Origin of the sequence: Saccharothrix coeruleofusca, from assembly GCF_014648515.1 — a bacterium.
In the GTDB taxonomy this organism is placed as follows: Bacteria; Actinomycetota; Actinomycetes; order Mycobacteriales; family Pseudonocardiaceae; genus Actinosynnema; species Actinosynnema coeruleofuscum.
In genome coordinates this window covers 17,649-32,419 of record NZ_BMRG01000004.1, presented here as the reverse complement: position 1 = coordinate 32,419, position 14,771 = coordinate 17,649, and the positions used below count along the sequence as shown (strand labels likewise).

Sequence of the window (14,771 nt, the reverse complement as noted above, 5' to 3'; positions counted from 1 at the left end):
TACGTGTCGGATACCGAGCGGAACAGTACCAACAGAGTTCTGGAGGTACTACCCACCCGCACCGGGGATTGACTGCGGATGAGCGAACGTCGCAAACCGCCCAACGCGCGTCGGGTCGTTGACATCGGCCAATACGGAGTGGTAGCCATGGGGGAGCCCATTTTTGGGGAATCTACCGGAAAATTCTTGCAGACCAGGTTGCGAAATCGGTAGAGGTTCCGTCTGCCGTTGGCAACCTCATCTCCGCCGCACACATGGGGGAAATACCAGCGATGGAACCGCGATGTCTGCAGCAACAGCCCGGCCGGGAGGACCGCGACGGCGGCTTCCTGATGCACCTGCTCCCCGGCTCCAGGGGTACGACGGCCTCGCTCACCCTGGAGTCCTATCCGCAGAATTCCCTGCGGTGCGGCGACATGCACGTCGTCGGCCGACTCGACCACCTGGAGTCGTTCACCCCCGACCCGACTGACGACGGGACGCTCCCCGGCGTGCCGCTGCCCAGGGTGGCGCCCGAGCGGCTGGCCGGGTGCGCCCCCGCGCAACGACCGACGCGGACCCCCGCCGGGAGGTTGGCCGAACGACTGCGCGCCACGGGCCTGCCCACGCCGACGCTCCGACTGCCGCAGCACGACAGCCTCTACAACTGCGGCGAACCGGGCGATGCGCTCTACACCATCGAATCCGGGTGCGTCAAAACGATGACCTACTCCGCCGTCGGGAAATTCTGCCTGCTCGACATCCACACCGCGGGCGACTTGATCGGGGAGTCCTGCCTGCTCGGCCGCGGGCGAACCGAAACGGCCACCGCGATGTTGCCCACCGTGCTCCGCACGGTGCGCCGCGATCATTTCGTGGATTCACTGTCCGACGGCTCCCTGCGGGCGGAGGTGCTGCGCTACCTGGCCGACCGCATCGCCCAGCAACAGAAAACGATTTCCCTTTTCGTTACGCTGGACAGCGAGCGCAGGCTGGCGGCCACTCTGCTGCGCCTGGGCCGCAAGCTCGGCGTGCGGCGCGGCGAGCTGCTGCTGCTCCCCCACCGGATCACCCACGAGGAGCTGGGTGGCCTCGTCGGCACCACCCGCTCCAGGGTCGGCTACTTCCTCAAGCGGTTCCGCGACATCCGGCTGGTCGAGGCCACCGGTCCGTGGCCGCTGGCGGTGCACGAGCGCCGGATCGCCGACTACGTCGAGGACCCCGACCTCTGAGTGGGGACCGCGCGGACCCGTGAGCGCTTGTGCCGATCCCCGGCACAAGCGCTCACGTTTCACCGCGCGTAGAGCTCCAGGGCGATGGCGGGGCGGTCGCCGAACCTCTTCCCCACCTGCCGGGCGAACCCGGTCATCGGACCGCGCACGTCGGTGATCGGGGGGTTGAGCCCGGCGAGGTAGCTGCGGTGCGCCTCCAGCGAGGCGATGCCCGCCTCCAGGGTGTCGGTGACGTCAACCGCGTGGGTGGGGTGCGGCGACTGCGCGATGGCGACGTAGCGCACGTGCCACGGCGACGGGCCCGCGTCGGGGAACACCCACCGGTTGCCCGCGTCGCCCACCGCGTCGATCAGCGCGCGGCCCGCGTTGCGGTGGTCCGGCGAGTTCCACTTCCCGCTGATGGTCAGCTCGTGGTGGTTGAACCCGATGACCAGGTCCGGCCGGTGCTTGCGCAGCGCGGCGGTGATGTCGCGGCGCAGCGCCACCCCGTACTCCAGCACCCCGTCGGGGTGGTCGAGGAACTCCACGTCCTTGACCCCGACCAGTGCGGCGCTGGCGCGCTGCTCCTGCTCCCGCAGCCGGGCCGCCTCGGCGGGCTCGACCCCGTCGATGCCCGCCTCGCCCCTGGTCAGCAGCAAGTAGTGGACGGCCTTGCCCGCCTCCGTCCACGCCGCCACCGCGGCGGCCGCCCCGAACTCGATGTCGTCGGGGTGGGCCACCACCGCCAGGGCCCGCTCCCAGTCCTCCGGCATCGGCTGCAACTGGTCCGACATCTCTTCCTCCCGTGACGCCTGCGCGACTCACCCGGCCGGCCTGGTGAACACGACCGCCGAGTTGAACCCGCCGAAACCGAAACTGCTGGACAGAGCCACCTCGACCGGCATCGACCGGGCCACAGGGCCCGCGAACCGCACCTCCGGGTCGATCGGGTGGTCGAGGTTGGCGTTGGGATGGGCGAAACCCCCGTCGAGCTGCACGACCGCGGCCACCGCCTCCACCACGCCCGCGGCGGTCAGGCAGTGCCCGGTCAGCCCTTTGGTGGAGTTGACCACGGGCACGCGGAAATCCACCCCCAGGGCGGCCCTCAGCGCGCGGACCTCCGTCGCGTCGCCCAGCGGCGACGCCGAGCCGTGACCGTTCACATAGGACAGCTCGTGCGGTCGGACGCCCGCGCGCCGCAGCGCCCCTGCGATGACGGCCGCTTCGACCTCCTCGTCGGGATCGGCGAGGTTGTTGGCCGCCAAGCGGGTCACGCCGCCCGCGAAAGCGGCGACCGCCGCCACGCCGCGCCGCCGGGCGGTGGCGGCGGACTCCAGCACCAGGCAGGCGCTCCCCTCGCCTGGGACGAAACCGCGGCGGCCCGCGTCGAAGGGGCGGCACATCGCGGTCGGGTCGCCTCCCGGCGGCGCCATGGCGCCCAGCGCGGTCAGCGCCCGCCGCTCCAGAGGACCGAGTTCCAGCATCGCACCCACCACGAGGCAGGCGTCCACCTCGCCGGAGGACACCAGCCGCGCCCCCGCGACCAGGCCGACCGACCCCGACGCCGACGCCCCGCCCACGGTGCAGCCCTCGCCCGTGGTGCCCAGGACCGCGCTGAGCGTGCCGACGTGGTCGGTGTCCAGCGCGCGGAGGGCGAAGCTCGGGCGCAACCGCCCCGGCCGGGTGGCGCACTCGGCCTGGGCGTCGTGGCAGTACCGCGCGGTCAGGTTGCTGCCCGCCACCACCAGGCCGACCCGCTCCGGTGGCAGGGGGCGGTCGTGCAGCTCCGCCGACGCCCACGCCTGCAGCGCCGCGACGACCGCGACCCTCAGCGGCAGCGGCGACCGCGCGGCCACGCGGGTCGCGCGGTCGCGCAGCCGCGCGGGCAGCTCGCGCAGGCGGTGGACCTCGTCCGGGAAGGACCACCCGGTGATCCGCGCACCCGCCGGGTCGGTGATCCCGGTCCGGCCGCCGCGCAGCGCCTCGGTGAAGGACGGCACGTCCCGCCCGATCGCGCTGACCACGCCCATCCCGGTGACCACGACCCCCGGCGGCATCAGCAGTGCCTCACCAGCAGCCGGACCAGGTCGCCGATGTCGGCGACGCCGCCGAACTCGGCGACGGGCACGGTGATGCCGAGGTCGTCCACGGTCATCGCCGCCACGTCCGCCCGGTCGATGCTGTTGCAGCCGAGGTCGGCCAGGGACCGATCCGGCGTGATCAGCTCGGGGTCGAGGTCCGGCACGACCGCCAGGACGTTGCGCCTGACCGCCTCCAGGACCGCCGACTCGTCCACCGCGCCGCCCACCGCGCCTCCCCGATCAGCCGTTGGCCGCGCCCACACCGGACGCGCGCGTGGTGAACGGGTGCCCCAGCGTGGTGTGCGTGGCGATGCGGTTGTGCCCGTGGGTGTCCTGCCCGGACACCAGCACCGCGCCCCACTTCTCCAGCGACACCGAGCCGCCGTACTCCTCGACCACGTCCGTGTCCGGGTACACCCGCACCGAGGTCGGCACGTACCGCCCCGCGAAGCCCAGCCGCATCTCGTCGGTCTTGCCCGCGTGGGGCAGGGAGGCGTGCATGAGCGTGGACCAGAACATGATCGCCTGCCCTGGTCGCATCACCATGGACACCGCCTTGGACTCCTCCGGCTTCCAGTCCGGGTCGATCTGGAGGTCCCGGTAGTCGTAGCCGAAGAACCCGCGGCGAACCCCGTCCTTGTCCACCTTGTTGATCTTGTCCGGGTCGTAGTGCATCCGCTTGGTCTCGTCGTAGAACATGCTGCGGTGGGTGCCGGGGATGAACTGCAGGCAGCCGGTCTCCTCGTTCGCCTCGGTGAAGGCGGTCCACACCGTCAGCGTGCCGCCGAAGTCCTCGCCCTCGCCCGGCCACAGGATCTGCGGCTTGCCCGAGGCGTTGGCGAACGTGTCGGCCTGGTGCCAGTCGGTGCCCTCGTCGCCGGGGTACTTGGGGAAGAACTCGCTGCGCCAGCACAGCACGTCGGGGCCGAGCACGCTGGCCACCCGGTCGACGATCTCCGGCCTGACGATGTGGTCGGCCAGGAACGCGTTGTCCATGTGCCGGTCGTAGTTGGCGATGTTGGTGTTGCCGGACTCGGCGGCGTCGCCCTGGTAGATGGCGTGGCTGCGGTCCATCAGCCGCATCCGCTCGCGCCGCCAGCGCGCCTTCATCTCCTCGACCTCGTAGACCTGGAAGGGGCCGAAGTAGCCACGGCTGTGGAAGCTCGCCAGCTCCTCCGCGCTCAGCGCGAAGCTGTCACCGGACATGTCATCCTCCTACCTGTTGCAAGTCGGCCCGCCGGGTTCGCGCGGCAACGCAGCCGGCCAGGCAGGTGATCGTGGGCTCCTCCAGCTCCGCACCGGTCAGCCCGGCGCGGAACCGGTCGTTGACGGCGGCGATGATCCGCGCGAACGCCAGCGAGGTGACGCCGTGCTCGAACAGATCGTCGTCCGGGCCGATGGACGGGCGGCCGGTGATCTCCGCGACGATCGCGCGCACCACCGCCTCGTCACCGCTCGCGCCGTCGCCCGGCACCGCGCTCGCTCCGGTCGCCGCCGACCGCAGTGCCGCGCGGTCGAGCTTGCCCTGCGGGGTCAGCGGGAGGTCGGTGACGACCCGGTAGTCCGAGGGGCGCAGGTGGGCGGGCAGCCGGGCGGCGAGCCGGGCCAGCTCCCCGGCCAGGCGGTCGACGTCCCGGTCCGGCCGGTCGACCGCGGCCGCCACGACGGCCAGCAGGCGCACGTCGCCGTCGCCGTGGTCGTCGTCGACCACCACCGCGGCGGTGATCTCCGGGTGCTCCAGCAGCACCGCCTCCACCTCGGCGGGTTCGACCCGGTAGCCGCGCACCTTCAGCTGCCGGTCGGTCCGGCCGAGGTAGCGCAGCTCTCCGCCGACCCGGACGGCCAGGTCGCCCGAGCGGTACCAGCGCACGCCCCCCAGCTCGACGAAGCGCTCCGCGGTCAGCTCCGGCCTGCCGAGGTAGCCCGAGGCCACGCCCGGCCCGCTGACCAGGATCTCGCCCGGCGTGCCATCGGGGACGGGACGGCGGTCCTCGTCGAACAGCTCGACCCGCACCAGGGGCAGCGGCGCGCCGAGGGGGCTGACGTCGGGGTGGTCCAGGTCGGCGGCCTCGATGCGCCGCAGGGTGGCGTGCACCGTGACCTCGGTGATGCCGTACATGTTGACCAGCTGCGGCGACCGGTCGCCGTGCCGGGCGATCCACGGGCGCAGGACGCCCATGTCCAGCCGCTCACCGCCGAACACCACCAGCCTCAGGCTGTCCGCCCCGTCGACCTGGTCCACCAGTCTGCTGAACGCCGACGGGGTCTGGCTGAGCACGGTCACCCGCTCGGCCGCCAACAGCTCGGCGAAGCGGGCGGGTGTCCTGGCCACGTCGGTGTCGACGACGACCAGCCGCCCACCGTGCAGCAGGGCTCCCCACATCTCCCAGACGGAGAAGTCGAAGCTGATCGAGTGGAACAGCGTCCACACGTCCAGGTCGTCCAGCTCCAGCGCGGGGCCGGTCTGCTCGAACAGGCCGATCACCTGCTCGTGGGTGATGGGCACGCCCTTGGGCACACCGGTCGACCCCGACGTGTGGATCACGTAGGCCGGGTCCGCGGGCCCGGCGGGCTCGTCCTGGACGGGCTCGTCACCCGAGGGCCACTCCTCCTCGCGGTCGAGCAGCAGCACCCGGCGGCCGGGGCCGTCCACGGCGGACGCGACCGCGGACACCGAGACGATGAGGTCCACACCGGTGTCGCGGAGCAGGAAGTCGATCCGCTCGACCGGGTAGGCCGGGTCCAGCGGCACGTAGGCGCCGCCCGCCTTGAGGATCGCGAGCACGCCGACCACGAGGTCGGCCGAGCGGTCGACGCACAGGCCCACCAGCGAACCGCGGCGCACGCCCGCCCGGCGCAGCGCCGCTGCGGCCCGGTCGGCCGACGCGTTGAGCTCGCCGTAGGTCAGCTGCCGCTGTCCGCTGACGGTGACCGCCGCCCGGTCCGCGAAACGGGCGGCCTGGCGTTCGAAGAACGTGTGCAGGCATCGCGCAGTCATCTAGCACCTCTCTGTCGGGGCCGGGGTGCGGGCGACGCGGCGGACCGGGATCCCCTTGCGTCGTCAGGACGCTAACCACGTCCGGCGACCGCCTCTGCTCACTTTTATTCAGCGCCGGGAGGTCGCGCCGGGGCGCAGTGTTGAGCAGCACCCCGGCAGGCCGCCTCCTACGGTCCGGGCGACGGAGGAGGTGCGATGAGGGCGTGGCTGTACCCTGGGCAGGGCTCCCAGCACCGCGGGATGGGGGCGGGGCTGTTCGAGCGGCACCCCGATCTGGTGGCGGTCGCCGACGCCGTGCTCGGCCACTCGGTCACCGAGCTGTGCCTGGAAGACCCGCACGACCGGTTGGGCGACACCCGCTACGCGCAGCCCGCTCTGTTCGTGGTCGGGGTCCTGAGCCACCTCGCCATGGCCGAGGACGAACCGCCGCCGGACTTCCTGGCGGGGCACAGCCTCGGCGAGTACGTCGCGCTGTTCGCCGCGGGCAGCTTCGACTTCCCCACCGGTGTCGAGCTGGTGCGGCGGCGCGGTGAGCTGATGTCCCTGGCGACCGGGGGCGGCATGGTGGCCGTGGTCGGACCGACGGCCGGGACCGTGTCGGCACTGCTGGCCGAGGGCGGGTACGACGACGTCGACATCGCCAACCACAACGCGGCCGATCAGGTGGTGCTCTCGGGACCGCGGTCCTCGCTGGAGGCCCTGCGGCGGGAGATCCGCGCTCGCGGAGGGCGGTGCGTGCCGCTGAAGACCAGCGGCGCGTTCCACTCCCGCGCCATGCGGCCCGCCGCCGAGCAGTTCGCCCGGCACCTGGCCGGGGTGGCGGTGGCCGATCCCGCGCTGCCCGTGCTGTCCAACGTCACCGGGCTCCCCTACCCCCCTGGCTCGGTGCGCCGCCTGCTGGCCGAGCAGGTCCACCGCCCGGTCCAGTGGGCGCGGTGCATGGCGCACCTGCTCGACAGCGGGGTGACCGAGGTGGCGGAAGTCGGTCCCGGCACCGTGCTGACCGGCTTGTGGCGGTCCGCCCTGCGGTCCGCGCGCCGCCCCGCCCCGGTCGGCGACGCCGGGGGCGGCGGGGCGACCGCCGCGGCGCGCCCGGCCGCGAGCACCGCCGAACCCCGGCCCGAACAGCTCGGCTCGACCGCGTTCCGCGCCGACTACGGCCTGCGCTACGCCTACCTGGCGGGGTCGATGTACCACGGGATCTCCTCTACCGACCTGGTCATCAGGATGGGGAGGGCCGGGCTCATGGGCTTCTTCGGCGCGGGCGGCCTGCGCGTCGAGCGGGTCGACGAGGCGCTCGGCGAGATCCAGGCCGCCCTCGGGCGGGACGGCCGGTACGGCGCGAACCTGCTGTCCACACCGGACCGTCCGGACGCCGAGGAAGCCGTGGTGGACCTGTACCTGCGCCGCGGTGTCCGGCACGTGGAGGCCGCGGCCTACACCAGGATCACCCCCGCGCTGGTGCGCTACCGCTACGCGGGCGCGCACGTCGACCGGACCGGGCGACCGGTCGCGGTCAACCGCGTGCTGGCCAAGGTCTCCCGGCCGGAGGTGGCCGCGGCGTTCCTGCGACCGCCGCCGCGGGCGGTGGTGGACCGCCTGGTCGACCAGGGCCGCCTCACCGCTGCCGAGGCCGCGGTGGCGGCCTCGCTGCCGGTGAGCGAGGACCTCTGCGTCGAGGCCGATTCCGGCGGCCACACCGACGGCGGCGTCGCCCTGGCGCTGCTGCCGTCGGTGCGGCGGCTGGCGGACGAGGTCGCCGGTCGGGGCGCGGTCCGGGTCGGCGCGGCGGGCGGCCTGGGCACGCCGGAAGCGCTGGCCGCGGTGTTCCTGCTGGGAGCGGACTTCGTGGTGACCGGGTCGATCAACCAGTGCACCCCGGAGGCGGGCACGTCCGAGGCGGTCAAGGACATGCTCGCGGCGCTGGACGTGCAGGACACCGGCTACGCGCCCGCGGGCGACATGTTCGAGGCGGGGGCCCGCGTGCAGGTGGTGCGCAAGGGCACGCTGTTCGCCGTCAGGGCCAACCGGCTGCACCAGCTCTACCGCGGCTGCGGCGGGGTGGAGGAGATCGAACCGGGAACCCGCGCCGTGCTGGAGCGCGACGTCTTCGGCAGGCCGCTGGACGCGGTGTGGGCGGAGGTGCGCGACCACCTCGCGGCCCGCAGGCCCGACGAGCTGGTCCGCGCCGAGCGCGACCCCAAGCGCAAGCTCGGCCTGGTGCTGCGCTGGTACTTCCGCCACTCCACCGCGGTGGCGCTGCGGGGTGTCGAGCGGGAGCGGGTCAACTTCCAGGTGCACTGCGGCCCCGCCATGGGCGCGTTCAACCGGTGGGTCGCGGGGACCGACCTGGAGGACCGGCGGCGCAGGCACGTGGACGTGGTCGCGGAGCGGCTGATGACCGCCACCGCGCGGTACCTGCGGGAGCGGCTGGACGCCGTGGCGGGCGGACCGCTCGCCGAGCGGGCGCCCTCACCCGCCGTCGGGGTCGGCCCGTCGTGACCGGCGACTGGATCACCGGGTCCGGCGCGGGTGGCGACGCGCCGGTGCTGCTGTTCTGCGTCCCGCACGCCGGGGGCGGGGGCGGATTCTTCCGGCCGTGGGCGGAAGCGCTGCGCCCGGACGTGCGGGTGCTCCCGGTCGTGCTGCCGGGCCGGGAGCGCAGGCTGCGCGAGCGGCCGCTGACCCGCGCCGAGGACATCGTCGGGCCGCTGGCCCGCGCGGTGGCGCGGCGGGTCGACCGGCCGTTCGCCGTGCTGGGTCACAGCATGGGCTCCGTGCTGGCCTACGAGGTGGCGCGCAGACTGGAGTCCGAGGGGCACCACCCGCTGTGCCTGTTCGCCTCCGGCAGGCGGGCGCCGCACCTGCCCGCGCGGCGCCCGCCGCTGCACCCGTTGCCCGAGGCGGAGTTCCTCGACCAGGTGGGTCGGTTGAACGGCACCCCGCCGGAGGTGCTGCGCGACGCCGGGCTGCGGGCGCTGTTCACCCCGTCGCTGCGCGCCGACTTCGAGGTCAACGAAACCTACGCGCCGCTGCCGGGGCCGCCGCTGCGCTGCCGGGTCTCCGCGCTCGTCGGGGGCGCCGACCCCGAGGCCGACCTGGAGGAGGTGGCCGCGTGGCGGCACGCCACGACCGGGGAGTTCACCCTGCGGGTATTCCACGGCGACCACTTCTACCTCAAGGGCGCTCCCGCCGAGCTGCTCGCGGCCATCCGGGCGGACCTGCGGCGCGGTGTCGAGGCGGTGGCCGGTCCCCTGCTCAATCGTGAACAGCGATCCCCCGACCCGCACGGGTAGAACCGGCACCACGGACCTCCCGCCACGCACGAGAAGGGACGCGCGATGACCGCCACCACCCCACCCCGGACCGCCGCGGTGACCAGGGCGCAGGACCAGACCTCGCTCGCCCCGGACCGGCTGCTGCACACGGGCAACGCGGGCTTCGTGATCTACCGGCAGGGCCGGTTCAACTACGAGTTCGCGGAGGAGGGCCGGGGCTTCAGCGTCGACCTGCTGCGCTACATGAACGACAAGCAGGCGGGCGTGGCGAGCACCTACTGCTACGAGGAGGTCTTCGGCGTCCGGGACAGGCTGCACTGGCTGATCCACCTCCGCTCGCCCAACGAGTACCGCAAGCTGCTCGACATGGTCGACCACGACAAGCGGGTGCAGCAGATCAACACCGTCGACCGGCTGCCCGAGAAGGGCCACGGCAACTGGGAGCGCATCTTCGTCGAGGGCAGCATCGAGGAGCGCGTCCTGGTGCCCCAGCACGGCCTCGGCCACCACCACGACGAGGAGGCCGAAGTGGACAACTACGTCCCCTCCGCCCGCAACCAGACCAGCCAGCCGCTGGACGTGCAGCTCAACTCCGCCAACGCGGGCGCGATCGTGCTGCGCACCGCCCACGTGAAGTACGAGTTCCGGGAGGAGGGCAGGCTGTTCGCCTACGACTGGCAGGAGCACGTCAACCGCGAGCTGGCGGGCTCGGTCACGGTGCTGCTGTTCGAGGAGAACTTCGGCAAGCAGGACCGCATCTACTCGATGATCCACCTGCGCGAGCCGGACGACTACTGGCGGCTGGTCGAGCTGGACCGCAGCCCGGCCACCGCGGAGCGCGTCCACCGCAAGCAGCGGATCCACGACTCCAAGGGCGGCGGCACCTGGCAGCGGCTGTTCGTGCAGGACAGCGTGCGGGACACGCTGCTGCTGCCGCAGGCGCCCGGTGGCGGGAAGTCCTGATCGGACGACGAGGGGCGGGGAGGCCCGGATGGCCCTCGGCATCGAGGCGATCAACGCGTACGTCGGCCGCGCCTGCGTGGACGTGCGCGAGCTGTTCTCGCGGCGCGGGCTGAGCATGGCCCGGTTCGACAACCTGATGATGCGGCAGCGGTCGGTCGGGCTGCCGTGCGAGGACCCGGTCACCAACGCGGTCAACGCGGCCAAGCCGCTGGTCGACACCCTGTCCCCGGCCGAGCGGGAGCAGGTGGAGCTGGTGGTGGTCGGCACCGAATCCGGTCTGGACTTCGGCAAGTCCATCAGCACCTACGTGCACCACCACCTCGGGCTGCCCGCGCGCTGCCGGTCGTTCGAGGTCAAGCACGCGTGCTACGGCGGCACCGCCGCGCTGCGCACCGCGGTGGGCATCGTCGCCACGAGCGCGTCCCCGCGGGCTCGCGCCCTGGTCGTGGCGACCGACGCGCCCAGCGCGGTGTCGCGCGGCAGCTACTGGGAGCCGTCGGAGGGCGCGGGCGCGGTGGCGATGCTGGTCGGCAGGCAGGCCGGGGTCCTCCAGCTGGACCAGGGCGCCAGCGGGTTCCACACCTACGAGGTGATGGACACCGCCCGGCCCGCGACCGACGTGGACGTGGTCGACCCGGACGTGTCGCTGCTGGCCTACCTGGACTGCCTGGAGCACAGCTTCGCCGCCTACTCGGCCGCGGTGGCCGGGGTGGACGCCGTGGCCACCTTCGACGGCCTGGTGTTCCACACGCCGTTCGCCGGGATGGTCAAGGGCGCGCACCGCGCGCTGCTGCGCCGGTTCCACCCGCTGCCGCCCGACGAGGTCGAGGCTGACTTCCGGGCCCGCGTCGCCGCCTCGCTGGAGTACCCCGGCGCGGTCGGCAACCTGTTCTCCGCCTCGCTGTACCTGGCGCTGTGCTCGGCCATCGACCACGGGCCCACCGACCGGCCCCGGCGGCTGGGACTGTTCTCGTACGGCTCGGGGTGCGCGTCGGAGTTCTACAGCGGCGTGGTGCCCGCCGGCGCGGCCGAGCTGGTCGGCGGGATGGGCGTGGGCAAGGCCGTGGCGGACCGGTGCGAGCTGGCCGTCGACGAGTACGACCGGCTGGTCGAGGGGCTCGCCGACAGCGCCTTCGGCACCCGCGACGCGGTGTTCGACCCAGCGCGGTACGGCCGGGTCTACGACACCCGCTTCGACGGTCGCGGGCTGCTGGTGCTGGACCGCATCCGCGACTTCCACCGGGAGTACCGGTGGACCTGAGCCGCTCCCGCGCCGTGGCGTCCCCGCTGGTGCGCGAGGTCTGCGTCAACCGGGGCGGCCAGGCAGGCACCATCGACGACGCGCTGGTCCGGCGGCTGCACGACGAGCTGGACGCGGCCGAGGCCGACACCCGGTGCCGGGTGCTGCTGATCACCTCCGAACCGGGGGTGTTCAGCACCGGCATGGACCTGGTGGACGCCGCGCGGACCCCCGGCCCGCAGGAGTCCGGCGGCCGGTTCTTCGACCTGCTGCGGCGCTTCACGCGCACCCCCCTGGTGGTGGCCGCGGTGGTCGACGGCCGGGTCGCGGGCGGCGGTGTCGGGCTGCTGGCCGCGTGCGACCTGGTGCTGGCCACACCCCGCAGCACCTTCGCGCTGCCAGAGGCGCTGTGGGGTCTGCTGCCGTGCTGCGTGCTGCCCTTCCTGATCCGCCGCACCGGCTTCCAGAGGGCGTACGCCATGGCGCTGACCACCCGTCCCCTCGGCACCGCGGAGGCAGCGGCGTGCGGGCTCGTCGACGAGGTCGCCGACGACCCGGCCAAGGCGGTCCGGCGGCTGGTGTTCCGGGCGGGCAAGCTGGACGGGGCCACCGTGGGCGACCTCAAGCGCTACGCGGGCGCGCTGTGGGCGATCACCGACGACACCCGACGGCTCGCGGTGGAGGAGCTGGACCGGCTGATGGCGCTGCCGCGGGTGCGGGACCGGCTGACCGCGTACGCCGCGCACGGCCGCTACCCGTGGGAGAGCTGACCCGACCAGGAGGACGTGCCATGGGCGTCGCGCTGCTGTTCCCCGGCCAGGGTTCCCAGGCACCGGGCATGGGCGCCGGGCTGTTCGACCGGTTCCCCCGGCTGGTCGCCGAGGCCGACGAAGTCCTCGGCTACTCCGTGCGGGAGCTGTGCTCGGCGGAGGCGCCGCGGCTGCGCCGGACCGAGTACGCGCAGCCCGCGTTGTACGTGGTGAGCGCGCTGGCCTTTCTGGACCGGGGCGCGGACCGGCCCGCGCCGGACTACCTCGCCGGGCACAGCGCGGGCGAGTTCGCCGCGCTGTTCGCCGCCGGGTGCTTCGACTTCGCCACGGGGCTGCGGTTGGTGCGGCGGCGCGGCGAGCTGATGGGCCGCGCGCCTGGGGGCGGCATGGCGGCGGTGCTCGGCGTCCGGCTGGAGGCGCTGCTCGACCTGATCGGCGCGGCGGGCGTCGAGGGGGTCGAGGTGGCCAACCACAACACTCCCGAGCAGCTGGTGCTCGCCGGGCCGAGGGAGGCGCTGCGCGCGGTGGCCGACCTGGTCGCCGCGCGCGGCACCGGCAAGTGCGTGCCGCTCAACGTCAGCGTGGCCGCCCACTCCCGCTACATGGCCGGGGCGGCGCGGGAGTTCACCGAGGTGGTGCGCGGGGTGAGGTTCGCGGAGCCGCGCGTGCCGGTGATCGCCAACGTCACCGCCCGGCCGCACCGAAGGGACGAGATCGGCGGCGCGCTGGTGCGGCACCTGACCAACCCCGTCCGGTGGTGGGAGACGCTGTGCCTGCTCGCCGAGCGGGGTGTGGCGGAGGTGGAGGAGGTGGGGCCGGGCGAGGTGCTGTCGAAGATGTGGCGGAAGGCCCGTCCGCACCTGCCTGCGCCCGCTCCCCCGGCCGCGCCCGCTCCCCCGGCCGCGGCACCGCCCGGCCCGGCGCCTGCGCACTCCGGTGCGTTCCTGGGCAGTGCCGCGTTCCGCGACGCCTACGGGGTGCGCCACGGCTACCTGGCGGGCTCGATGGGGCACGGCGTGTCCGGCCCCGTCCTGCTGCGCGCGCTCGCGGGCGCGGGCCTCGCGGGCTTCCTCGGCACCGCGGGCCGACCACCCGAGCGCATCGACGAGGACTTGCGGGCCCTTGACGACCTCCGGGGCCGGTTCGGGATCAACCTGCCCTCCGGCGTGGAACCGCCGGAGCGGGTGGACGCGGTGGTGGAGCTGGCCCTGCGCCACGGGGTCCGTCACGGCGAGGCGTCCGGCGCGGGCGGTGTCACCGCCGAGCTGGTGCGGTGGCGGTTCACCGGTGCGCGCTGCTCACCCGGAGGCCACGCCACCCCCGGCAGGGAGCTGCTGGTCAAGGTGTCCCGCCTGGACGCGGCGAAGGCGTTCCTGCGCCCCCCGCACGCAGGTCTGGTCGACGCGCTGCGCCGGGACGGGCGCCTGACCGAGGAGGAGGCACGCGCCGCCGAGCGGCTGCCCGTGGCGGGCGACCTGGTCGCGGAGGCCGATCCGGCGTGGCTCGGCGGCGGGGCGGGCGGCGCGCTGTTGATGGCGGTCCTCGCCCTGCGCGCCGGGGCGGACCACGGACCCGGCGGGCGCGTGCGGGTGGGCGCGGGCGGTGGCATCGGGAGCCCCGAGGCCGTCGCGGCGGCGTTCCTGTGCGGTGCGGACTTCGTGGTGACCGGCTCGGTGAACCAGTGCACGCGGCAGGCGCGGGTCCCGGCGGCGGTCAAGGACCTGCTCGCCAGGGTGGACGTGGACGACACGGTGCGGGCCCCGGCGGGCGAGCTGTTCGAGCTGGGGGCCCGCAGCCGCGTTGTCCGCAAGGGCAGCATGTTCAGCGCGCGGGCCGAGGCGCTGTACCGCGCCTACCGGGAGCACCCCGGCCTGGAGGAGATCCCGGAGCGCACCCGCCGGTCGCTGGAGACCGCCTGCTTCACCGAGCCGCTCGACGCGGTGTGGGAGCGGGTGCGGGAGCGACTGCCCGCAACCCGGCGCGCCGCGGTGGAGGCCGATCCGAAGCTGCGGATGGCGGCGGTGTTCCGGTCCTACTTCGACCGCTCGCGGCGCGCGGCGCTCGACGACGCCTCCGAGGCGCCGCTGGACCTGCAGATCCCGTGCGGGCCCGCGATGGGCTCGTTCAACACGGCCGCGGCGGGCACGGCGCTGGCGGCGTGGCGGGACCGGGACGTGGACGCGGTCGCGGCGTTCCTGCTCGACGGCGCGGCCGACCTGCTCGCCCGGCGGCTCGACCGGTGAGCCCGTGC

At 73.9% G+C, this 14,771-nt stretch carries 12 protein-coding genes; 7 read left to right on the top strand and 5 right to left on the bottom strand.

The window, feature by feature from the left end; all coding sequences use genetic code 11:
• Positions 1-272 precede the first annotated feature (272 nt).
• Positions 273-1,211, top strand: a complete 939-nt coding sequence (locus tag IEZ00_RS12355; protein WP_189223373.1) for a Crp/Fnr family transcriptional regulator — start codon at positions 273-275, stop codon at positions 1,209-1,211.
• 59 nt (positions 1,212-1,270) lie between these two features.
• On the opposite strand, the gene IEZ00_RS12350 is transcribed toward IEZ00_RS12355, so the two are convergent.
• Genes IEZ00_RS12350 through IEZ00_RS12330 form a run of 5 tightly spaced genes read right to left on the bottom strand, consistent with a single transcriptional unit; the run spans position 1,271 to position 6,269 of the window.
• Positions 1,271-1,984, bottom strand: a complete 714-nt coding sequence (locus tag IEZ00_RS12350; RefSeq protein ID WP_189223372.1) for a PIG-L deacetylase family protein — start codon at positions 1,982-1,984, stop codon at positions 1,271-1,273.
• A 27-nt stretch (positions 1,985-2,011) separates the two neighbouring features.
• Entirely contained in the window at positions 2,012-3,247 is a 1,236-nt protein-coding gene (locus IEZ00_RS12345; protein WP_189223371.1) for a beta-ketoacyl synthase N-terminal-like domain-containing protein, read from the bottom strand.
• Positions 3,247-3,498, bottom strand: a complete 252-nt coding sequence (locus IEZ00_RS12340) for a phosphopantetheine-binding protein (RefSeq protein WP_189223370.1) — start codon at positions 3,496-3,498, stop codon at positions 3,247-3,249. Before IEZ00_RS12340 ends, IEZ00_RS12345 begins: the two co-directional genes overlap by 1 nt.
• Before the next feature lie 13 nt (positions 3,499-3,511).
• Positions 3,512-4,477 (bottom strand): chlorinating enzyme, encoded by a 966-nt coding sequence (locus IEZ00_RS12335; RefSeq protein WP_189223369.1) that lies wholly within the window; start codon positions 4,475-4,477, stop codon positions 3,512-3,514.
• Between the two features lies 1 nt (position 4,478).
• Entirely contained in the window at positions 4,479-6,269 is a 1,791-nt protein-coding gene (locus tag IEZ00_RS12330) for a non-ribosomal peptide synthetase (protein ID WP_189223368.1), read from the bottom strand.
• Between the two features lie 195 nt (positions 6,270-6,464).
• On the opposite strand from IEZ00_RS12330, the gene fabD (IEZ00_RS12325) reads away from it, so the two are divergent.
• Genes fabD (IEZ00_RS12325) through fabD (IEZ00_RS12300) form a run of 6 tightly spaced genes read left to right on the top strand, consistent with a single transcriptional unit; the run spans position 6,465 to position 14,763 of the window.
• Positions 6,465-8,771, top strand: coding sequence for an ACP S-malonyltransferase (fabD, locus tag IEZ00_RS12325; RefSeq protein WP_189223367.1), 2,307 nt, complete (start codon positions 6,465-6,467; stop codon positions 8,769-8,771).
• A complete protein-coding gene (locus IEZ00_RS12320; RefSeq protein ID WP_229795525.1) occupies positions 8,768-9,565 on the top strand; it encodes a thioesterase II family protein in 798 nt (265 codons plus the stop codon). Before fabD (IEZ00_RS12325) ends, IEZ00_RS12320 begins: the two co-directional genes overlap by 4 nt.
• Positions 9,566-9,610: 45 nt before the next feature.
• Entirely contained in the window at positions 9,611-10,510 is a 900-nt protein-coding gene (locus IEZ00_RS12315) for a DUF6039 family protein (protein ID WP_189223366.1), read from the top strand.
• 28 nt (positions 10,511-10,538) lie between these two features.
• Positions 10,539-11,771, top strand: a complete 1,233-nt coding sequence (locus tag IEZ00_RS12310) for a hydroxymethylglutaryl-CoA synthase family protein (protein ID WP_189223365.1) — start codon at positions 10,539-10,541, stop codon at positions 11,769-11,771.
• Positions 11,762-12,520 (top strand): enoyl-CoA hydratase-related protein, encoded by a 759-nt coding sequence (locus IEZ00_RS12305; protein ID WP_189223364.1) that lies wholly within the window; start codon positions 11,762-11,764, stop codon positions 12,518-12,520. The genes IEZ00_RS12310 and IEZ00_RS12305 overlap by 10 nt, the downstream gene beginning before the upstream one ends.
• 20 nt (positions 12,521-12,540) lie before the next feature.
• Positions 12,541-14,763, top strand: a complete 2,223-nt coding sequence (gene fabD / locus IEZ00_RS12300) for an ACP S-malonyltransferase (protein WP_189223363.1) — start codon at positions 12,541-12,543, stop codon at positions 14,761-14,763.
• The last annotated feature ends 8 nt before the right edge of the window (positions 14,764-14,771 follow it).